The organism is Halomonas sp. 328 (genome assembly GCF_015645095.1).
In the GTDB taxonomy this organism is placed as follows: domain Bacteria; phylum Pseudomonadota; class Gammaproteobacteria; order Pseudomonadales; family Halomonadaceae; genus Bisbaumannia.
Genome location: NZ_JADOTW010000019.1, coordinates 1 through 20,044 on the forward strand (window position 1 = coordinate 1; position 20,044 = coordinate 20,044).

At 69.0% G+C, this 20,044-nt stretch carries 23 protein-coding genes; 9 read left to right on the plus strand and 14 right to left on the minus strand.

Going from position 1 to position 20,044, the window contains the following annotated elements:
- Positions 1 to 209 (minus strand): EamA family transporter (locus tag IHD13_RS10920; protein WP_326838341.1); only part of this gene is annotated, 209 nt, incomplete at its 3' end.
- 165 nt (positions 210 to 374) lie between these two features.
- Between IHD13_RS10920 and IHD13_RS10925 the strand changes: the two genes are divergently transcribed.
- Together IHD13_RS10925 and IHD13_RS10930 are read left to right on the plus strand one after the other, a co-directional pair.
- Positions 375 to 1,025, plus strand: coding sequence for a DUF1826 domain-containing protein (locus IHD13_RS10925; protein WP_195861079.1), 651 nt, complete (start codon positions 375 to 377; stop codon positions 1,023 to 1,025).
- Between the two features lie 144 nt (positions 1,026 to 1,169).
- Positions 1,170 to 1,514 carry a DUF6482 family protein gene (locus IHD13_RS10930; protein ID WP_195861080.1) on the plus strand — a complete coding sequence of 115 codons (345 nt, stop codon included), beginning with the start codon at positions 1,170 to 1,172 and terminating at the stop codon, positions 1,512 to 1,514.
- Between the two features lie 32 nt (positions 1,515 to 1,546).
- On the opposite strand, the gene IHD13_RS10935 is transcribed toward IHD13_RS10930, so the two are convergent.
- From IHD13_RS10935 to dksA, 5 genes are all read right to left on the minus strand, one after another.
- Positions 1,547 to 2,878, minus strand: coding sequence for a dihydroorotase (locus IHD13_RS10935; RefSeq protein ID WP_195861081.1), 1,332 nt, complete (start codon positions 2,876 to 2,878; stop codon positions 1,547 to 1,549).
- Positions 2,875 to 3,771: a GTP cyclohydrolase FolE2 gene (gene folE2, locus IHD13_RS10940; protein WP_195861082.1), complete on the minus strand. Its 897-nt coding sequence runs from the start codon at positions 3,769 to 3,771 to the stop codon at positions 2,875 to 2,877. Before folE2 ends, IHD13_RS10935 begins: the two co-directional genes overlap by 4 nt.
- A gap of 127 nt (positions 3,772 to 3,898) precedes the next feature.
- On the minus strand, positions 3,899 to 5,296 hold the full coding sequence (locus IHD13_RS10945) for a D-alanyl-D-alanine carboxypeptidase (protein WP_326838342.1): 1,398 nt from the start codon (positions 5,294 to 5,296) through the stop codon (positions 3,899 to 3,901).
- Between the two features lie 167 nt (positions 5,297 to 5,463).
- Positions 5,464 to 6,699, minus strand: coding sequence for a zinc metallochaperone GTPase ZigA (gene zigA, locus IHD13_RS10950; RefSeq protein WP_195861083.1), 1,236 nt, complete (start codon positions 6,697 to 6,699; stop codon positions 5,464 to 5,466).
- A 34-nt stretch (positions 6,700 to 6,733) separates the two neighbouring features.
- Positions 6,734 to 7,162, minus strand: coding sequence for an RNA polymerase-binding protein DksA (dksA, locus tag IHD13_RS10955; protein ID WP_195861084.1), 429 nt, complete (start codon positions 7,160 to 7,162; stop codon positions 6,734 to 6,736).
- A 160-nt stretch (positions 7,163 to 7,322) separates the two neighbouring features.
- Here dksA and IHD13_RS10960 point away from each other — a divergent pair, with 160 nt between their 5' ends.
- Entirely contained in the window at positions 7,323 to 7,526 is a 204-nt protein-coding gene (locus IHD13_RS10960) for a DUF2061 domain-containing protein (protein WP_195861085.1), read from the plus strand.
- Between the two features lie 2 nt (positions 7,527 to 7,528).
- On the opposite strand, the gene IHD13_RS10965 is transcribed toward IHD13_RS10960, so the two are convergent.
- Positions 7,529 to 7,963 (minus strand): hypothetical protein, encoded by a 435-nt coding sequence (locus IHD13_RS10965; RefSeq protein ID WP_195861086.1) that lies wholly within the window; start codon positions 7,961 to 7,963, stop codon positions 7,529 to 7,531.
- Between the two features lie 60 nt (positions 7,964 to 8,023).
- On the opposite strand from IHD13_RS10965, the gene IHD13_RS10970 reads away from it, so the two are divergent.
- Positions 8,024 to 8,566 (plus strand): hypothetical protein, encoded by a 543-nt coding sequence (locus tag IHD13_RS10970; RefSeq protein WP_195861087.1) that lies wholly within the window; start codon positions 8,024 to 8,026, stop codon positions 8,564 to 8,566.
- Here the strand turns inward: IHD13_RS10970 and IHD13_RS10975 are convergent.
- A complete protein-coding gene (locus IHD13_RS10975) occupies positions 8,563 to 9,330 on the minus strand; it encodes a sulfite exporter TauE/SafE family protein (protein WP_195861088.1) in 768 nt (255 codons plus the stop codon). The genes IHD13_RS10970 and IHD13_RS10975 overlap by 4 nt on opposite strands.
- Positions 9,331 to 9,490: 160 nt before the next feature.
- Here IHD13_RS10975 and IHD13_RS10980 point away from each other — a divergent pair, with 160 nt between their 5' ends.
- Genes IHD13_RS10980 through IHD13_RS10995 form a run of 4 tightly spaced genes read left to right on the plus strand, consistent with a single transcriptional unit; the run spans position 9,491 to position 12,642 of the window.
- Entirely contained in the window at positions 9,491 to 10,399 is a 909-nt protein-coding gene (locus IHD13_RS10980; protein WP_195861089.1) for a 3-keto-5-aminohexanoate cleavage protein, read from the plus strand.
- Positions 10,396 to 11,352: an L-carnitine dehydrogenase gene (locus IHD13_RS10985; protein ID WP_195861090.1), complete on the plus strand. Its 957-nt coding sequence runs from the start codon at positions 10,396 to 10,398 to the stop codon at positions 11,350 to 11,352. Before IHD13_RS10980 ends, IHD13_RS10985 begins: the two co-directional genes overlap by 4 nt.
- Positions 11,352 to 11,807 (plus strand): thioesterase family protein, encoded by a 456-nt coding sequence (locus IHD13_RS10990; protein WP_195861091.1) that lies wholly within the window; start codon positions 11,352 to 11,354, stop codon positions 11,805 to 11,807. The genes IHD13_RS10985 and IHD13_RS10990 overlap by 1 nt, the downstream gene beginning before the upstream one ends.
- Positions 11,808 to 11,811: 4 nt before the next feature.
- Entirely contained in the window at positions 11,812 to 12,642 is an 831-nt protein-coding gene (locus IHD13_RS10995; protein WP_195861092.1) for an alpha/beta hydrolase, read from the plus strand.
- Here IHD13_RS10995 and IHD13_RS11000 read toward each other — a convergent pair.
- Positions 12,639 to 13,610, minus strand: a complete 972-nt coding sequence (locus tag IHD13_RS11000) for a GlxA family transcriptional regulator (protein ID WP_195861093.1) — start codon at positions 13,608 to 13,610, stop codon at positions 12,639 to 12,641. The genes IHD13_RS10995 and IHD13_RS11000 overlap by 4 nt on opposite strands.
- 211 nt (positions 13,611 to 13,821) lie before the next feature.
- On the opposite strand from IHD13_RS11000, the gene IHD13_RS11005 reads away from it, so the two are divergent.
- Positions 13,822 to 15,222: a BCCT family transporter gene (locus tag IHD13_RS11005; protein ID WP_195861094.1), complete on the plus strand. Its 1,401-nt coding sequence runs from the start codon at positions 13,822 to 13,824 to the stop codon at positions 15,220 to 15,222.
- An 18-nt stretch (positions 15,223 to 15,240) separates the two neighbouring features.
- Here the strand turns inward: IHD13_RS11005 and cyoE are convergent, their stop codons facing one another.
- Genes cyoE through cyoA form a run of 5 tightly spaced genes read right to left on the minus strand, consistent with a single transcriptional unit; the run spans position 15,241 to position 20,014 of the window.
- Positions 15,241 to 16,161, minus strand: coding sequence for a heme o synthase (cyoE, locus tag IHD13_RS11010; RefSeq protein ID WP_230086256.1), 921 nt, complete (start codon positions 16,159 to 16,161; stop codon positions 15,241 to 15,243).
- A 19-nt stretch (positions 16,162 to 16,180) separates the two neighbouring features.
- Positions 16,181 to 16,513 carry a cytochrome o ubiquinol oxidase subunit IV gene (cyoD, locus tag IHD13_RS11015; protein WP_195861095.1) on the minus strand — a complete coding sequence of 111 codons (333 nt, stop codon included), beginning with the start codon at positions 16,511 to 16,513 and terminating at the stop codon, positions 16,181 to 16,183.
- A complete protein-coding gene (gene cyoC, locus IHD13_RS11020) occupies positions 16,510 to 17,118 on the minus strand; it encodes a cytochrome o ubiquinol oxidase subunit III (RefSeq protein WP_442786571.1) in 609 nt (202 codons plus the stop codon). Before cyoC ends, cyoD begins: the two co-directional genes overlap by 4 nt.
- Positions 17,119 to 17,120: 2 nt before the next feature.
- Positions 17,121 to 19,133 (minus strand): cytochrome o ubiquinol oxidase subunit I, encoded by a 2,013-nt coding sequence (gene cyoB, locus IHD13_RS11025; protein ID WP_195861096.1) that lies wholly within the window; start codon positions 19,131 to 19,133, stop codon positions 17,121 to 17,123.
- An 11-nt stretch (positions 19,134 to 19,144) separates the two neighbouring features.
- The gene (cyoA, locus tag IHD13_RS11030) at positions 19,145 to 20,014 is read right to left on the minus strand and encodes a ubiquinol oxidase subunit II (RefSeq protein WP_195861097.1); all 870 of its coding nucleotides are present in this window, start codon (positions 20,012 to 20,014) and stop codon (positions 19,145 to 19,147) included.
- Positions 20,015 to 20,044: the final 30 nt, after the last annotated feature.

Here is a 20,044-nt window from a genome sequence, read left to right on the forward strand (position 1 = left end):
TGCACCCCGGGGCGCCGGGTACTCAGCTTGCGCAGGCCGCCATAGAAGTGAGCGATCAGGGCGATCAGCGGCAGCGACACCAGGGTGCGGAAGAAGATGATCTGCACCGGGGAGTGCACCTCCCCCAGCCACTTGGCGATGGCGTCCCCCACCGAGAGGCAGAAGACCCCGGCACACATCCACAGGATACCCTTCAAGGACGGTGACATCGCCGCTCCTCCTTTCCCTGGTTGTTGAATAATTGACACACCGACTCTACCGGACTCTCGCCTCCGGAGCGATGCCTCTCGGGACACCGAACGCCCACCGGGCTTGCCAGCCCCCACAAAAGCAATGTTATATAGTTACTTTTCACTCCGAGAGACGAGGTCCCCATGTCCCTGTCGGCCACCCCGCTCGCCGCCTCGCCGCCCCAGGCCGCCTTCGGCGACACCATCGAGATCCTGCCGCGGATCTTCCATGACGACACCAACCTGGCGGTGATGCGCCGCCGGCTGGACCCGGCGTTGGCGGCCAGCGTGATGGCCCAGCTGGAGGACGAGCGCCGCCTGGACTGGCGCTGGCGGGGCGGCGTCGGCGAGGCCCTGACCGAGGACCTGCTCAGGCACCTGCCGCGACCCCAGCAGGCCGGGCCCCTGGTGGAGGACATCACCCTGATCTGCGAAGCCATGGCCTACCTCTTCGATACCGAAGCCATCGGCGTGCGACTGCAGCGCCTGGAGGGCGCCATGTGCCCGCGCTTCCATGTGGACAACCTGGCGGTGCGCCTGGTCAGCACCTATGCGGGGCCCGGCAGCGAGTGGCTGCCGGAGTCGGCGGTCAACCGGGCCGGCCTGGGGGCGCCGCGTCCCGACAAGCCCGACCCCCTGCGCAATGCCCAGTCGGTTCGCCGCCTGGGGTGCGGCGATATCGCCCTGCTCAAGGGGGAAGGATGGATCGGCAATGAGGGGCGTGGCCTGGTACACCGCAGCCCCCAACCGGCGCCCGGCGAGCCGCGGCTGCTATTGGCCCTGGACCCGGGATAGGGTGATACACAGGCAATACAATGCTTATACAAAAAGCTCAGAATATAATGGCGCCCGGTACCATGGCGTGCCGATACGCCTAGACATGGGCGTCTCATCTTCTACGCTTGTTATACAGGGCACCCTTTCCCCATGAGGTAACAGATGAGCACCATCGACTTGACCGACTGCCGCAAGCTGACCTACAAGCAGCTTGGCCAGGCCCTGCATCAGGGCTTCTCCCCCATCGTCGAGGTGGAGTCCCTGGATGGCATCTACACGGTGCATTTCCACCACGCCCATGGCGTCGCCGACCTGGTGGACGACCGCGGCAAGGTGCGCACCTTCATGGGCACCGGCGAGATTCGCGATCTGCTCGGCGACCTGGGGCTGACCCATGGGGTGCTGACCTGCGCCGACCAGTGCGGCGACGAGATGATCGGGGTGCCGGGCAAGCCGATCACCCCGGACGAGATGCTCACCTACGGCACCCGTATCGCCTTCCGTTAGGTTTTTTCAACGCTCCGCTCAATCGCGCCGGCTTAGCGAGCAAAGCGCAGTGGCCGGCCTCGGCTGGCCTCCGGCCGCCCCCGGTACCAGGCCAGCTGCCCCGAGACCAGGGTCGCCACCACCTCATGGCGGAAATGCCAGCCCGCGAAGGGCGTCCAGCCGCAGTGTGCCAGCACGGGACGCTCGGCTACCGCCCGGGGGGTGGGCAGGGCCCCCAGCAGGGCCAGGTCGGCCCAGTAGCCCTCCCGCAGATAGCCCCGTTCGACGATGTCGAAGCGCTCGGCCACCGCGTGGCTGGTCTTCGCCACCAGGGTCTCCAGGGGCAGGACCCCGTCGGCCACCAGCTCCATCAGCGCCGGGAGGGCATGCTCCACCAGGGGCAGCCCCGCCGGGGCCGAGACGTAGGGGCGCTGCTTCTCGGCCAGCGCATGGGGGGCATGGTCGGTGCCGATGATATCCAGGCGCCCCTCCACCAGGGCCCGGCGCAGGGCGTCACGGTCGGCACGCCCCTTCACCGCCGGGTTGCACTTGAGGCGATGCCCCAGGTCGGCGTAATCGCCCTCGTCGAAGAGCAGGTGATGCAGGCACACCTCGGCGGTGATCCGCTTGTCGCTAACGGGCCCCGCCTCGAAGAGCGCCAGCTCCCGGGCGGTGGTCAGGTGCAGCACATGCAGCCGGGTGCCATGGCGCCGCGCCAGCGCCACCGCCAGGCTCGACGACCGGTAGCAGGCCTCGTGATCACGAATCCACGGATGCCACTCGGCGGGAATCGCCTCGCCGAAGCGGGCCCGGGCCTCGGCCTCCCGGGCCTGGATGCGCGGCGTGTCCTCGCAGTGGGCCAGCAGCGGCGTGGGGCAGGTGGCGAAGAGGCGCTCCAGCACGACGGGGTCGTCCACCAGCATGTCGCCGGTGGAGGCCCCCATGAAGACCTTGACCGCCGCCACCCGATCCGCCGGTAGGGCGGCCACCCGATCCAGGTTGTCGTGGCTGACCCCGAAGTGGAAACCGTAGTTGGTCCAGGCGGTGGCCGCGGCGCGACGCTCCTTGGCCTCCAGGGCCGTCAGGTCGAGGGTCGGCGGCTGGGTGTTGGGCATGTCCATGACGCTGGTGATGCCCCCCGCCACCGCGGCCCGGGACTCGCTGGCGAAGTTGCCCTTGTGGGGGGCACCCGGGTCGCGGAAGTGCACCTGGTCGTCGATCATCCCGGGCAGCAGCCAGGCCCCATCGGCCTCGATCTCCCGCTCGGCGTTGGCGTCGATGGCGGGGGCGATGCGCGCGATGCGACCGTCCCGGACCAGCAGGTCCCCTTCCCGGATCTCGCCCTCATTGACCAGGCGAGCGTTGCGAATCAGTACCTGGTTCATTCGGCCTCCCAGCGCCACTCGCTGCGCGCCACGGCATCATGGGCGTGCAGGCTCTCGCCGTGCACCACCCGCAGCCGGAAACCGGCCACCTCGGGCGCCTCCCGCAGGGTGTCGTCCAGGCGGCGCGCGGCGTCCTCGCAGAACATCAGGTTCTGGCCATTGGCCAGGGCGAAGGCCTGCTCGTCGGCACGCTTCACCGCGGTCTGCAGGGCCGTGCCCAGGGCCGCTTCGGCGCGCTCCACCAGGGCCTCCAGGGGCAAGTCCTCGAGTCCCTCGGCGAGGCGCAGCCGCAGATGCGCCTGGCTGCGCTGGCTATGCGGGGTGGCGACGATGCCCTGGGCACTGCCCAGCCAGGCCTGCACGGCCTCCGCGTTCACGCTCCCCTCGCCGAAGTCCTGTCGAAACTGCTGCTGTATCAGCTGGCGGGCCAGGGCCGCCGAGCAGGGGCAGGTGGAGGAGTAGCCGAGGGTGATGGCCAGCTCCAGGGCGAGCCCGTTGCCATCGAGGCAGGCCTCGAGCCGGAAGGGATAGGTCTTCCAGCCCGCCAAGGGGCTGACCAGGGCCGGGCGCCGCAGCAGGGCATCCCCAGAGAGGCTCAGGAAGGCCTGGCGGGAGAGGCCGTCGTGGCTGGCCAGGAAACGCTGCAGTACCGCCTCGATGCGAGCCGGGGTCAGGGGCTCGCCTTCCAGGGCTTCCAGGGCCAGGTAGAGGCGCGACATATGGATGCCCCGGGCGCTGGGCTCGTCGAGGCTGACGCCGGCATCGGCCCAGCCATTGATCGACTGGCCGGCCACGCTGAGGGGCAGGGCGATGCCCTCCATGCCGACCCAGCTGAGGGTGCCCAGGTGGCGGCCGCGCTCCGCGGCGATATCGGCGAGGGGTGAGCGGGTCATGGCGGTCTCCCGGTGATGGCTCGAACAAAATGCAATGTTATAACATTTTCATCGCCATCACAGGCCCCTCAACGACGACGCCCCCGCCGGCCTTGGCCGGCGGGGGCGTTCCCGGGTCAGTAGTCGCTCAGGGGTTGGCGGTGACCACCAGGCACTCCAGGCCCCGCCGTTGCAGGCGCTGGCAGGCGCTATAGGCCTGGTCCTGTTCGAAATCCACCAGGCGGGCGCGGAAGACGGTGCGCTCCTGGGTGGCCAGCTCGGTGACCGCCACCGGGGCGGGCTGGGCCAGGTAGTCGGCGGCCCGACTGGCCAGCTGCTGGGCCTGGTCGCGATCCTGGAAGGCTCCCACCTGGATCGCCCAGTTCCCGCCGCCCTGGGCCGCCACCGTCCGCGTCACCGGGGCAGGCTCGGGCTCGCGGCGCATCAGCTCGAGAATCGGGTCTTGGGTCGTCAGGCTGCCCTCGGCCAGGGCGCCATCCTCGGCATAGGTGGGCGAGGCCGGCGCGAAGGCCGCCACCAGACGCTCGGTGGCCTCGGCCCGCGCGCGCGCCTCGGCGGCCCGGGTGTCCACGGCGCTGGCCAGCATCGTGCCCGGTGCCGCCCCCGGCGAACGCGGCCCGAGATCGGCGGAGACGCTCGCCAGCAGCGGCGGTACATTGGCGGAGACATCGGCGGAGGCGACCCAGTCACGCCCCCCGCGCAGCGCCAGGCGTTCGAAGCCGTTGTCCAGCAGGGTGGTCATATGGGCATCCCGGGAGTGGGCGGTGAAGCCGCCCATCACCACCGCCAGCAGGCGCTGGTCTCCGCGCCGCGCCGAGGTGGCCACATTGAAGCCGGAGGCGCGAATGAAGCCGGTCTTGAGGCCGTCGGCACCGGAATAGTTGGTCAGCAGGCGATTATGGCCGTTGTGCTGGTTGCCGCGGAAGCTGAAGCGGGTGTTGCCGAAGTGATCGTAGTAGTGGGGGTAGTCGGCCATCAGCCGCACCGCCAGGTTGGCCATGTCCCGGGCGGTGGTGACCTGCAGGTTGTCGGGTAGCCCCGAGGCGTTGCGGAAGCGGGTGTCCAGCATGCCCAGCTCCCGGGCCTTGTCGGTCATCAGCCGGGCGAAGCCCGCCTCGCTGCCGCCCAGGGCCTCGGCCACCACCACCGCCACGTCATTGGCGGAGCGGATGACCAGCGCGGGGATGGCGTCGCGCACCCGGATGCTGTCACCGGCCTGAAGCCATAACTTGGAGGCGGGCATGGCCGCCGCCTGGGCGGAGACCGGCAGGGGCTGGTCGAGGCTGAGGCGCCCCTCGTCCAGGGCCTCGAACAGCAGGTAGAGGGTCATCATCTTGGTCAGCGAGGCCGGGTAACGCTGGGCCTCGGCATTGGCGGCGTGCAGTACTTCGCCCGTGGTGGCATCCACCACGATGGCGGCATAGCGCGGATTGGCCTGGGCCGGCGCCGTGGCCAGGGCCAGGCAGACCAGCACCATCAGCGGTGCCAACCAGCGCCCCCGGGCGGCCTTGTGAGTGGGCATCATCGTTCGGTTCCCCCGCATGAAACTGCCTGGTTGGAACGCCGGCGGCCCCCTTATCCATCGCTTGGCGACGATACCGGGGGCTCGACCCGTTCCCTGCGAATCTTTTCTCCTTACCTGGAAGTATGCCGACGAAAACGCTGCTGTCCACCGCCGGGCGTGGAATCCGGTCACGCTGACGGTGCGGGTTCCCAGGCCGGGAAGGGATCCTCGAGGGATTGCCAGTATTCACGACCGGCCGCGAGCTCCTCTTCGCTCAACAAACAGGCGTCCAGGGCGGCACGAATGCGTGCCTCGTCCAGGTGCTGGCCGATAAACACCAGCTCCTGACGCATGTCACCGAAGGGCTCCTGCCACTTCTCGAGGATATAGCCGCGATACTCCGGGTCCGTGGGCCAGCGGGACTCCGGCACCGCCTTCCAGAACAGGCCGGCGAAGCCGTGGTGGGCGATGCCCCCCGCCTGGCTCCACTGGCCGGCGAACTGGGGCCGGGTGGCCAACCAGAAGAAGCCCTTGGAGCGCAGCAAGCGGCCGCCGAACCAGTCGCCATGCAGCACGGCATGGAACCTGGCCGGGTGGAAGGGGCGCCGCGCCAGGTAGGTAAAGCTGGAGATGCCGTACTCCTCGGTCTCCGGCACATGCTCGCCGCGCAGCTCCTTGAGCCAGCCCGGGGCCTGCTGGGCGCGCTCGAAGCTGAAGCGCCCGGTATCCAGCACCCGATCCAGGGGCACCTCGCCCTTGGCGATGGAAATCAGCTCCGCCTCCGGGTTGAGGCTGCGCAGCACCGCCTTGAGCTCATCGAGCCGGGCGGCATCGATCAGGTCGGTCTTGCTGATCAGCAGCACATCACAGAACTCGATCTGGTCCACCAGCAGGTCGGCGACGTTGCGCTCGTCTTCCTCGCCCAGGCTCTCGCCCGCCTCTTGCAGGGACTGGGCCTCCCGATACTGGGCGAGGAAGTTGGCGCCATCCACCACCGTGACCAGGGTGTCCAGGCGCGCCAGTTGAGAGAGGCTCTGGCCCAGCTCGTCCTCGAAGGTAAAGGTCTCGGCCACCGGCAGCGGCTCGGAGATGCCGGTGGACTCGATCACCAGTTGATCGAAACGCCCTTCCCGGGCCAGCCGCGCCACCTCCAGCAGGAGGTCCTCGCGCAGGGTGCAGCAGATGCAGCCATTGCTCATCTCCACCAGCCGCTCCTCGGCGCGGTTGAGCTCCACGTCACCCTGGGCCCCGGGGCCGCCGCGCACCGCGGCGGCGTCGATATTGACCTCGCTCATGTCGTTGACGATCACCGCCACCCGGCGGCCGTCGCGGTTGGCCAGGATATGGTTGAGCACCGTGGTCTTGCCGGCACCGAGAAAACCGGACAGCACGGTCACCGGCAAAGTGGCATTCGGGTCGGACATCATGCCCTCCTCGTCAGGGTCGGTCGCCCGCGGCTCACTGGCCGCGGTGCTTGGTGAAGTGGTGTTCGCGGCGCTCCTGGCGCTGCTTGGCCTCCAGGCAGAGTTCCGCGGTGGGGCGCAGCAGCAGGCGCGGCAGGCCGATGGGCTCGCCGATCTCCCGGCAGTAGCCGTACTCCCCCTCATCGATCCGCGTCAGCGCCTGGGCGATCTTGCGCAACAGCCGGGTCTCCCGGTCCGCCTGGCGCAGCAGCAGGCTCAACTCCTCCTCCATGGAGGCGCGATCCGCCTCGTCGCTGCACTGCTCGTTGGCGGCGATGGCCCCCCGCACCTCATCCAGGTGGGCCTCCACCTGGCCGCGCTCCTCCTCCAGGCGACGGCGGAAGAAGGCCAGCTGGGCCGCATTCATGTAGTCATCGGAGGCCATGGCCAACAGGCCGGCCTCATCGGTAATGGCATCAGGCATGGCGGCTCTCGTCACGGGAAAATACGAACGTTATAACATAACTATTTTGACGGGCACTATCCACGATGGGGTCAGGCTATCGCGGGGATTGGGGGATTTAACTCAACAAATAAGAATCATTCTCTTATGATGAGTCTCAACAGTCTCGAGGAGAGCCTCCATGTCCCAGGCCAAGATCAAGACCCTCACCTTCGCCGCCGTCCACTTCAGCGTGGCCTTCGCCGTCACCTTCCTGCTCACCGGCAGCTGGGTACTGGGCGGGCTGATCGCCATGATCGAACCGGCGGTCAATACCCTGGCCTACTTCTTCCACGAGAAGGCCTGGGAGGCCTTCGGCCGGCGCGCCCCCGGGGCCGGCGCCTGATCTCAGAGCGGTTCGACCCTCAGGCTGACCCGGTAGCGGGCATCGCGATCCGGGCAGCGCAGCACCGAGCGACAGCCGTGGGTCTCGCTGACGATCAGGTACCAGGTGCCCGCGTCGAGACGAGTCTCGATACGGAAGTTGCCGCCCTGGCGACCGCTGGCGAAGTCCCGCGCCACCACCTCCCCATCGGCATTCAACAGGCGCCCGTTGGGGCGCACCGCCAGCACCTGCCCGGGGAAGACCTCGCTCTCCAGGATCACCCGAGCCGGGGCCGCCAGGCTGAAGCGGTAGCGATCCGGGCCGCTCAGCAGCTGGCCTTCCCGGGACTCGCCGGGGCGCAGCTCCCGCGCCGACTCCATCGGCGACACGGCGGCACAGCCCACCAGTCCCATCACCAGCCCCGCCAGTAGGCCCCGGCACCACGCTCTGCTACCCATGGTCGTTCTCCCTGCGATTCGGTTAGGCTATTCGACTCTCTTCTGATCGGAACGCTCACCATGCCGACCCTGGTTCGTCCCCTGCTGCTTATCGGCGCCCTGCTGCTGGCCACCCCGGCGGCGGCCACCATGTTCAATGCCGACCGCGTCGAGCCCAGCGGCCACTGGCACTCCCTGCGCCTGAGCCTGGGCGAGGCGCGCCTGTTCCGCGCCACCAACACCCTGGACCAGCCCGGCACCGCCTTCTCGGTGGACTTTACCCCACCCCACTGCCAGCCCCGGGCGGAGCTGCGGGTCGAGATGCACGAGTTCGTGGCCGAGCCCGAGATCCGTCAGGATGCGGCCAGCCTGCGCATCGACGACCTGGCCCCCTTCGCCGGCCCGGTCGAGCTGCAGCGGGAGCCCGGCGACAGCGGCGCCTATGCCCTCTTTCACCTCGACGAGCCCTATCGGCTGCTGCATGAGCTGCGCAGTGGCGAGGTGCTGCGGCTGCGCCTCGGCGATGACGATGCTCCCTGGGAGCTGGACTTCGCCCTGGCCGGGGCCGGTCCCGCCCTGGATCGCGCCGCCCGCCTGTGCCGGCGAGCCGGCGACGAGGACTAGACGACGCCGAGCCGCCCCACCCCCAACCAGACCAACCGTAGCGCCAGCAGGGTCAGCACCCACTTGAAGAGGCTGTCGAAGCGCCGATCGGAGAGCTGGCGCAGCAGGCGCAGGCCCAGCCAGGTGCCCACCAGGCCGGCGACGATCATCGCCGCCATCAGCGCCAGCCACTCCCGGAAGACGAAGCCGGCGGCCCCGAAGATAAAGGCCTTGGAGAGGTGCTGGAAGCTCATGCAGGCGGCGAAGGTGGCCACCCGCGGCAGGCGCTCGCCGAAGTGCTGCTTGATCACCGCCCCCACCAGGGGGCCGGATGCCCCCACCAGGCTGGAGAGGAAGGTGGTCAGGGCTCCGGCCAGCAGGGTCCCGGCACGCCCCAGCCACCCCTTGGGCCAGCCCGGCCCCCAGCAGGAGTAGAGCACGAAGGCGGCGATGCACAGCTCCAGTACGCCGGCAGGCAGGCGTACCAGCAGCCAGGCGGCCACCAGGGCCCCCAGCACCACCCCGGGCAGGAAGGCGGCCAGCAGGCCGCGATCGATATGCCGCCAGGTCATTACCGCCCGGCCGCCATTGGAGCCCAGCTGCACCATGCCGTGGACCGGAATCAGCGCCGTGGCCGGCATCACCTGGGCCATCACCATGATCAGCAGGGTGCCACCGCCGATGCCCACCGCCGCCGAGACCCCCGAGGTCAAGGCCGCCAGCAGCACCAGGCCCAGGTTGATCGCCGCCGATAGCGGCGACAAGAGCTCCAGCATCCCTTCCATGACCTTCTCCTCGATGGTTTCGGGCGACCTCACCCGATGATTCGCCTCCTATTCATCCCCCTCCGGCGACTCGGGTCAACTTCCCGGCGCAACTTGCCAAACGGCCGGGGCCTCGGCGGACGACACTGGACGGGAATTCCACCACCCCGAGGGAGCGACCATGAATCGCAACGTCATCCTCACCTGCGCCATCACCGGCGCCGGCGACACCGCCGCCAAGAGCCCCCATGTGCCGGTGACCCCCAAGCAGATCGCCGACAGCTGCATCGAGGCCGCCCGGGCCGGGGCCAGCGTGGCGCATATCCACGTGCGCGACCCGGAGACCGGCGGCATCAGCCACTCCGTGGAGCACTTCCGCGAAGTGATGGACCGGGTCCGCGAGGCGGACGCGGATATCGTCATGAACATCACCGCCGGCGGCGGCGGCGACTGGATCCCCGACGCCGAGGACCCCACCCGCGGCGGCCCGGGCACCGACATCCAGACCCCGGCCGAGCGCCACGCGCCGGTGGCCGAGCTCCTGCCGGAGCTCTGCACCCTGGACTGCGGCAGCCTCAACTTCGGCGACATGGTCTACGTGAACACCGCCGACTGGCTGCGCGAGCATGCCCGCCTGGTGCAGGCCGCCGGGGTCAAGCCGGAGCTCGAGTGCTTCGACCTGGGCCATGTGTGGTTCGCCCGCCAGCTGCAGCAGGAGGGCCTGCTCGACGGCGATCCCCTCTACCAGCTCTGCCTGGGCATTCCCTGGGGCGCCGAGGCCGACACCGAGACCATGCTGGCCATGCGCAACAAGCTGCCGGAAAACGCCAACTGGGCCGCCTTCGGCATCGGTCGCCACCAGATGCCCATGGTCGCCCAGGCGGTGCTGCTGGGCGGTCATGCCCGGGTCGGCCTGGAGGACAACCTCTACCTGGAGAAGGGCGTCCTGGCCACCAACGGCCAGCTGGTCGAGAAGGCCACCACCCTGATCGAGAACCTCGGCGCCCGGGTCATGACCCCCGCCGAGACCCGCGCCCACCTCAAACTGCGCGACCCGCGCACCGGGAAGGTCGTCGGAGGTGACGCATGAGCCGCCAACTGAGCGTGATCGGCACCGGCGTGATCGGCAACGGCTGGATCGCCCGGGCCCTGGCCCGGGGCTGGGACGTGGTGGCCTTCGACCCGGCCCCGGAGGCCCCGGCGCGCACCCGAGCCTTCGTCGACAACGCCTGGCCGTCCCTCGAGCGCCTGGGCCTGGCCGAGGGCGCCAGTCCCGCGCGGCTCACCTTCGTCGACAGCCTCGAGGCCGCCGTGGCCGGCGCCGACCTGATCCAGGAGAACGTCCCGGAGCGCCTGGCACTCAAGCGCGAGATCCTCGCCGCCCTGGACACCGCCGCCGAGGCGGAGGTGATCATCGGCTCGTCCACGTCCGGCTTTAAGCCCAGCGACCTGCAGCAAGACTGTGCCAAGGCGCCGGGACGGGTGATCGTCGCCCACCCCTTCAACCCGGTCTACCTGCTGCCGCTGGTCGAGCTGGTGGGGGGCGAGGCCACCGCCAGCGAGCAGACCGAGCGCGCCCGGGGGCTCTACCAGGCCCTCGAGATGCGCCCCCTGGTGGTCCGCCGCGAGATCGAGGGGCATATCGCCGACCGCCTGATGGAGGCGCTATGGCGGGAGGCCCTGCACCTGGTCAACGACGGCGTGGCCACCACCGAGGAGGTGGATGCCGCGGTGGTCTACGGCTGCGGCCTGCGCTGGTCGCTGATGGGCACCTTCCTGACCTTCCACCTGGCCGGCGGCGACGCGGGCATGCGGCATATGCTCGAGCAGTTCGGCCCCGCCCTGAAGCTGCCCTGGACCAAGCTCGAGGCCCCCGAGCTCACCGAGGAGTTGATCGACAAGGTGGTCGAGGGCTGCGAATACCAGGCCGCCGGCCGGCCGGTCAGCGAACTCGATCGTCGCCGCGACGACTTCCTGGTTGAACTGCTCGACCTGGTGCAGAAATACTGGCCCGAAGCGGAAGGCCTGGAGGGGCGTATCTGATGGTGATCCTGGAGACCCGGGTGGCCCCGGCGTGGGTCGACTACAACGGCCATATGAACGACGCCGAATACGCCAGGGTCTTCTCCCTGGCGGTGGAGGCGCTGATGGACAAGATCGGCCTGGATGCCGAAGGGCGCAGCCGTCACGGCTATACGATCTACACCCTGGAGACCCACCTCTGCTACCGTCGCGAGGCCCACCAGGACCAGCCGCTGGCGGTGGCGGTGACCCTGCTGGATCGCGACGCCAAGCGGCTGCACGCCTTCTTCGAGCTGTTCGACGAGGAGCGCAACCTGCTGGCCACCAGCGAGCAGATGCTGATGGGCATGAACCAGCAGAGCGGCCGCCCCGACGCCTTCCCGGCGCCGGTGGCCGAGGCGCTGGCCGAGCTGCCCCACGCCGAGGCCGACGCCTGGCCGGCGCTCGCCGGGCGCACCATCGGCATCCGGCGCTGACGGAATGGAGGTCGAGGCCTTTATCCGGCGCTTCGCCACCGGCCTGAGTGATCTGGAGGGCGTGCCACCGACGGTGGCACGCCCTCGCTATGAGGCCCTCTGCGCCGGCTTCGCCCCCGCCGACCCACCCGGCCTGCGAGTCACCGATACAGGGTGCGGCGGGGTGGCGGTGCGCCGCTTCCTGCCCGATAACGCCGGCCCCGGCACGGTGCTCTTCGTGCATGGCGGCGGCTGGAGCCTCGGCTCCGTGAAGAGCCACCACGGGGTGGCGGCGAGCCTCGCCGAGGCGCTGGGCCGCGAGGTCATCAGCATCGACTATCGCCTGGCCCCGGAGGCCGACTACACGATCATGCTCGCCGACTGCCGAGCGGTGGCCGAGGCCACCGCCCCGCAGGCGCTGGTGGGCGACAGCGCCGGGGGACGGCTGGTACTCAACCTGGCCTGGGAGCAAGCACGCCCGGCCATGCCCCTGGGGCTGATCTATCCCCCGGTGGGAAACCCCGATACGGTCGAACTGGGCCCGGATGCGCCGCTGCTCTCCCGGGACGAGATCCTCGCCCTGTGGCGAACGATCGCCCCGGACCTGCCCCCCGCCCCCGAGACGCCTCCCTCCCAACGGATCGAAGTGCTGGCGGTGGAACACGACCCCCTGACCCGTCCCCTGGAGGCCGCCGTGGCCGAGTGGCGCCGCCGGGGGGCCCGGGTCGGCTATCGCCTTGCCCCGGAGATGGTCCATGGCGCCCTCCACGCCCAGGCCCAGCTAGCCCCCATGGGCGAGGCCTGGCGCGACTTCTGTCGGGCCCTGGCCAGGCGCCTGGACACCCCGCCCCCCTAGCTGGGTGGCATCAAGCGCACCCGCCGCGGCGAGATGCCGAACTGGGCGCGGAAGGCCCGGGAGAAACTGGAGCTGGAGGTAAAGCCGCAGGCCAGGCCCACCGAGAGGATATCCAACTGGGTATCCTCAAGGAGCTGACGGGCCCGGGTCAGGCGTAGCTTGAGGTACCAGTGGCGCGGCGAGCTATTGAGTTCCTGCTCGAAGAGGCGCTGCAGCTGGCGTGGCGAGACGCCGCTGCGGCAGGCGATTTCCGCCAGTGACAGCGGCTCCTCCAGGTGACGCTCCATCAGCGCCACCGCCTCGATCAGGCGGCGTTTATGGGTGCCCAGCCGCCGCGCCAGGGACATGCGCTGCTGATCGCCACGGCTGCGGATGCGGTCATGGATCAGCTGCTCCGAGACCGCCACCGCCAGGGCGCTACCGTGACGATGACCAATCGCCGCCAGGGCCATGTCCATGGCGGCGGCCCCGCCGGCACAGGAGAAGCGTCGCGGTCCCAGTTCGAAGAGCTCGTCGGAAGTGGCGATGGTGGGAAAGCGTTCGCGGAAGGCGGGCAGGCTCTCCCAATGCAGGGTGACCCGCGCCCCCTCCAGGAGCCCCGCCGCCGCCAGCAGGAAGCCGCCGGTATCCAGCCCTCCCAGCACGCAGCCGCCGCGGTCGAGCCGGTGCAGCCAGCGAATCAGCGGCCGACTCAGCTGGGCCTCCGGTGAGAAACCGCTGCATACCGCCAGGCAAGGCAGCGACGCCACCTCATCCATGGCGTGATCCACCATCAGGGTCATGCCATTGGAGGCGGAGACCGGCTGGCCATCGGTGCTGATCAGGCACCAGGCATAGAGGGCCCGATCGGCCACGCGATTGGCGATGCGCAGCGGCTCCACCGCGGCGAAGAAGGCCATCATCGAGAAGCCGGGCACCAGCAGGAAGCCGATGCGCTCCGGGGTCGTACCATCATGCTCGAGCCGCATGGCCGCCGCCTCCCGCGCCGATTCAGGACACCATGCCGGCAGTCTCGCTCAGCCCCGTCCTCGACCCTTGTCCCAATGCGACGCCCGGCAGACGCCTTCGGCCCTGCGGATGGCGTCGATTTCCCTTCGCCTGGTGCCAAGTGCACCTCCGGCTCCGGGCCTAGGCTGGCATGGCGTCCCACCCCAATAACAACAGTGGAATCGACCCGCCATGAAACAGGACTATCTGACCAGCGTCGCCTCGATACTGACGGTGGGCGCCCTGATCGGCGCCATCGTGCTTTTCCCGGGCCAGTTCGAGCAGGCCCTGACCCTGGCCAAGACCCAGGTGATCGGCAACTTCGGCTTCCTCTTCACCTACCCGGCCTTCGCCGCCTCGCTGTTCTTCCTGGTGGCCGCCGTCACCCCCCTGGGGCGGCTACGCTTCGGCGAGGGCCCGCCGGAGTTCTCCACCGCAAGCTGGCTGGGCATGCTGTTCTCCACCGGCATGGGCATCGCCCTGCTGACCTGGGGCGTCAGCGAGCCCCGCTACCATGTGGAGGCGGGCATGAGCTCCCACCAGGCGCTGCTCACCGCCCTCAACCACTGGGGGCTGCTGGCCTGGGTGGGCTATCTCGGGGTGGGGGTGATGTTCGCCCACGCCCTCTATAACCTGCGTATCGACAAGCCCGCCGAACAGTTGTTGGGCAACGGCTTCCTCAGCCGACTCAACCTGGTGAGCCTGGTGGTGGCGACGGTGATCGGCCTGGCGCTGACCTTCGCCTACGCCAGCACGCCGCTGCGCCAGGCGCTGACCGACGGCCTCGGCCTGGAGGTGAGCAACGCGGCGATGATCCTGGCCCTGGCCGGCTTCGCCATCCTCTCCTCCGCCTCGGGGCTCAAGCGCGGCATCAAGTGGTTGAGCAACTACAACAGCGTCTTCGCCCTGGGGCTGATGCTGGCGGTCTTCCTACTCACCCAGCCCGGGGAGATCCTCGCCCAGTTCGCCCGCCTGCTGCCGGAGTACCTGCTGCGCTACCCGGCCATGGCCACCGATATCGGCCTCGGCGACCCGGAGCGCAAGGCCTGGCTGGCCGACTGGCTCTACGCCTTCGAGGCCTCCTGGTACGGCTGGTTTATCTTCACCGGGGTCTTTATCGCGCGCATCTCCAAGGGCCGCAGCCTGCGCGAGCTGGTGCTGGGCATCCTGGTGGTGCCCAGCCTGCTCACCGGCTTCTGGTTCGTCACCTTCGGCCTGGCGGGCCTGGAGGCCGGCGCCGAGGACGTCTTCGCGCTGGTACGCGGCATCGACACCAGCGGGCTGCTGTCGCTGGTGCTGCTGCTCAATATCCTGCTGTTCTTCGTCACCAGCGCCGATTCGGCGGGCCTGGTCTGCGAGATGCTCACCGCCCGACGCACGCGGATCTTCTGGATCCTGGCCATGGCCGGCCTGGCCATCGTGATCGGCTGGCTGGGCGGCGACGTCTACCGGGTGATCCTGACCCTGATCTCGGTCTCGGCGATTCCCGTGGCGCTCGGCATCTTCGCCCTGACCGGCGCCTTCCTGCTGCGCCTCAGGCGAGACCGGGCCGCCATGCCCGAAACCCGCGGTGGTGACTCGGGGGCGGCGTAGCCCTCTCCCGACACGGCGTCACCCCCCCCACCAGGCCGCCAGGGGCGCTCCCGGGGCATCCAGCGCCAGCAGGGTGCTGAGGGTGACCACCACCAGGATCGAGCCCAGGAACTGGCGCCGCGCCCAGCGCCGTGGCGGCTGGTGCCGCCAGCCGACCAGCGCCGAGCCCCACCAGGCGCCCCCCGCCAGCAGGATCACCGTCAGGTAGGCCGGCCCGGCATGGCCGGCCCAGCCGAGGCCGGCGGCGGCCAGGGTGAAGGCGGGGATCTGGCCGACGATGGTGGCCCGGGCCGTGGCCTGGCCACGCACCCGGGGCAGGACCGGGATGCCCGCCCGGGCGTAGTCGTCCAGGCGCAGGAGGGCGATGGCGTGGGAGTGGGGCAATTGCCACAGGCAGAAGGTCAGCAGCAGCAGCCAGGCCGCCCCGTCCCAGCGCCCGGCCACCGCACAGTAGCCGATCACCGGCGGCATGGCCCCGGCCAGGCTGCCGACCAGCACGGCATGCACCGAGCGACGCTTCAGCCACAGGCTATAGAGCCCCACATAGACCGCCCAGCCCAGCACGCCCAGGGCGGCGGCCAGGCCGCCGCCCTGCCAGCCCAGCAACCCCAGGCCCAGGCCGCCCAGCAGGGCGGCATAGCCCAGGGCCAGTCCCGGGGCCAGGCGCCCCTCGACCAGCAGGCGGTCACGGGTACGCGCCATGCGTCCATCGATATCCCGGTCGATGACGTTGTTGCAGACGCAGCCCGAGGCCACCACCAGCGCCACGCCGGCGAGGATCGCCAGCAGCGGCCCGGGCGCCGCGATGCCGCCACCGGCCAGCAGGGCCCCGCCCAGGGCGGTGATCAGGTTGCCGGCGATGATCCCCGGCTTGGTCAGCGCCAGCCAGTCGCCGAGCCCCAGGCCCTCCATGGTGAGGGCCAGTTCCTTGGTGGACATCCGCGCTCTCCCGCCCGGTTCAACCGGGCATCACGTTGTGGTGGAGGTGGTGCATGATCCACAGCGACCCCACCACCACGATGGCCAGGATCAGCACCGTGAAGGCCAGGGAGAGCAGGGTCCAGCCGCCCTCCGAGTCGCGGTCCAGGTGCATGAAACAGACCAGTTGCACCAGGATCTGCAGCCCCGCGGTGGCGGCGATCACCGCCACCATCGCCGGGCCCGCCAGGGCCCCCGTCATCACCAGGCCGAAGGGGATCAGGGTCAGCCCCAGGGAGAGCAGCAGTCCCCAGGTGTAGGCACGGACGCTGCCGTGGCTGGCGCCGCCATAGGTGGTCGCTGTTCGGCTCATGACATCACTCCCAGCAGGTAGACGATGGAAAAGACGCAGATCCACACCACGTCGAGGAAGTGCCAGAACAGGCTCAGGCACAGCACCCGGGGCCGGGTCATGGCGGTCAGGCCCTGGGTATTGACCTGGATCAGCAGCACCAGCAGCCACACCAGGCCCAGCCCCACATGCAGGCCATGGGTGCCCACCAGGGTGAAGAAGGCCGACAGGAAGGCGCTGCGCTGGGGACCCGCCCCCGCGGCGATCAGGTGGTGGAACTCGTAGAGCTCCATGCCGATAAAGGCAGCGCCCAGCAGGAAGGTGATGACCAACCAGCGGTTCAGCCCGCGCCGGTCGTCCCGGTGCATGGCCAGCACGCCGAGGCCGAAGGTGAAGCTGCTGGCCAGCAGCAGCAACGTCTCGCCCAGCACGAAGGGCAGCTCGAAGAGCTCCGCGGCGGAGGGGCCGCCGGCGGTGTTGCCCTGGAGCACCGCATAGGTCGCGAACAGACAGCCGAACAGCAGGCAGTCGCTCATCAGGTAGATCCAGAAGCCGAACAGGGTGGTGTCGCCGGCCTCCTGGTGGTCATGCCCCGCTGCCTGCGGGGCCGGATGGGTCATGGCCATGATCAGAAGGCCTCCTGGGGCTGTTCGTGAAGGGAGGAGGACGATGCGGTCGGATGCGCCGGCCGACCGGCCTCGATCCGTGCGACCTCCTCGGCGCCGACGTAATAGTCGATATCGGTAGCGAAGGCGCGCACCAGGAAGGCGACGAAGGCGCCCAGCGCCGAGAGCCCGGCCAGCCACCAGATATGCCAGACCAGGGCGAAGCCCAGGCCGAAGGCGAACAGCGAGATAATCACCCCGGCACCGGTATTGCGGGGCATATGGATGGGTTGGTAGTCCCGAGCCTCGGGCAGCGGCGATTCGCCCCGGCGCTTGGCATCCCAGAAGGCGTCGCGCTCGGCGATGACCGGGGTATGGGCGAAGTTGTAGAAGGGCGGGGGCGAGGTGGTGGCCCACTCCAGGGTACGGCCATCCCAGGGGTCGCCGCTCAGGTCGCGATTCTTCTCCCGGTCGCGCACGCTGACCACCAGCTGGATCACCTGGCAGACGATGCCGGCGAGGATGATCAGGGACCCCAGGGCGGCGATGATCATCATCGGTTGCCAGTCGGCGTTGGCGTAGTGGTTCATGCGCCGCACGGCGCCATGGAAGCTCAGCACATAGAGCGGCACGAAGGCCACGTAGAACCCCACCAGCCAGCACCAGAAGGCACGCTTGCCCCAGGTCTCGTCGAGGGTGAAGCCGGTGGCCTTGGGGAACCAGTAGGCCAGGCCCGCCATGGCACCGAACACCACCCCGCCGATGATCACGTTGTGGAAGTGGGCGATCACGAAGAGGCTGTTATGGAGCACGAAGTTGAGCCCCGGCAGGGCCAGCATCACCCCGGTCATGCCGCCGATGGTGAAGGTGACCATGAAGCCGAGGGTCCAGAGCACCGGGGTGGTGAAGCGCACCCGGCCACGGTACATGGTGAACAGCCAGTTGAAGATCTTCACCCCGGTGGGGATGGCGATCAGCATGGTGGCGATGCCGAAGAAGGCGTTGACGTTGGCGCCGGCGCCCATGGTGAAGAAGTGGTGCAGCCAGACGATAAAGGAGGCCAGGGTGATGACCACGGTGGCCCATACCAGGGTGGTGTAGCCGAACAGCCGCTTGCGGGAGAAGGTGGCGATCACCTCGGAGAAGACCCCGAACATCGGCAGGATCAGGATGTACACCTCGGGGTGGCCCCAGGCCCAGATCAGGTTGACGTACATCATGGCGTTGCCGCCGCCGTCATTGGTGAAGAAGTGCATGCCCAGGTAGCGGTCCAGGGAGAGCAGCGCCACCGTCACGGTGAGGATCGGGAAGGCGGCGATGATCAGCACATTGGTGCACAAGGCCGTCCAGGTGAATACCGGCATGCGCATCATCGTCATGCCCGGGGCGCGCATCTTGAGGATGGTGACGAAGAAGTTGACCCCGGTGAGCAAGGTGCCCACCCCCGAGATCTGCAACGCCCAGATCCAGTAATCGACCCCCACCCCGGGACTGAACTCGATGCCTGAGAGGGGCGCGTAGGCCAGCCAGCCGGTGGCGGCGAACTCGCCCAGGGCCAGGGAGACGTTGACCAGCAGGGCACTGACCGCGAACAGCCAGAAGCTCAGCGAGTTGAGGAAGGGAAAGGCCACGTCGCGGGCGCCGATCTGCAGCGGCACGACGATATTCATCAGGCCGATCACCAGCGGCATGGCGACGAAGAAGATCATGATCACGCCATGGGCGGTGAAGATCTGGTCATAGTGCTCGGGCGGCAGGTACCCCAGGGCCTCGCCGGCGGCCAGGGCCAGCTGGGCGCGCATCATCAGCGCATCGGCGAAGCCGCGCAGCAGCATCACCAGGGCCACCAGGAGATACATCAGGCCGATCTTCTTGTGGTCCACCGAGGTCAACCACTCGTTCCACAACCAGCCCCACTTGCGGGCCCGGGTCAGGTAGGCGACCAACGCCAGTCCTGCCAGGGCCATCAGGCCGACCGCCCCCATGATGATCGGCTCGTGATAGGGAATCGCTTCCAGACTCAGTTTTCCCCACATGGGGTGCCCTCCTAGCCTTCCGGCGCCGTGTGATGGGGTTCACCGCCCTGGTAACGGGCGAGAATGTAGTCATAGAGTTCGCCGTCCACCGCGCCGAAGTACTCGACCGGATGGGCCCGGGTCGGCTCGGCCAGCTCCTCGAAGGCCTCGGCATCGAGGGACGCCTCCGCCGCCTGACGCGCCGCGATCCAGTCGGCGAAGGCCTCCCGATCGGAGGCATGGGCGTCGAAGACCATGTCGGAGTAGCCGACCCCGCTGTAGTTGGTGGACTTGCCCGCATAGACGCCGGCCTCGTCGGCGATCAGGTAGAGGTCGTTGTCCATGCCGGTCATGGCATAGATCTGGCTACCCAGTTGGGGAATGAAGAGGGCGTTCATCACCGAGGCCGAGGTGACCCGGAAGTGCACCGGCACACCCACCGGCAGGGCGACCTCGTTGACCGCGGCCACCCCCTGCTCGGGGTAGATGAACAGCCACTTCCAGTCCATGGCCACCGCCTGGATCTCCAGGGGCGCCTCGTCGGACTCCAGCGGCTGGTGGGGGTCGAGGGAGTGGGAACTCTTCCAGGTCATCACCCCGAGGATCAGGATGATCACGCAGGGTACCGCCCAGACCACCGCCTCGATGCGGTTGGAGTGGGCCCAGTCGGGCAGGTACCTGGCCAGGGTATTGGTATGGCGATAGCGCCAGGCGAACCACAGGGTCATGACGATCACCGGGATCACCACGATCAGCATCAGCCCGGTGGAGGTCAGCAGCAGCGACTTCTGCTCGGCACCGATCTGCCCCTTGGGGTCGAGCAGGGCCGAACCGCAGCCGCTCAACAGCAAGGGGGAGACCGGTACCAGGCGCCGCCAGCCGGGACGGGGACTCAGGGTCATAGCGAGACTCTCGTTGGCAGGGGGGACGGC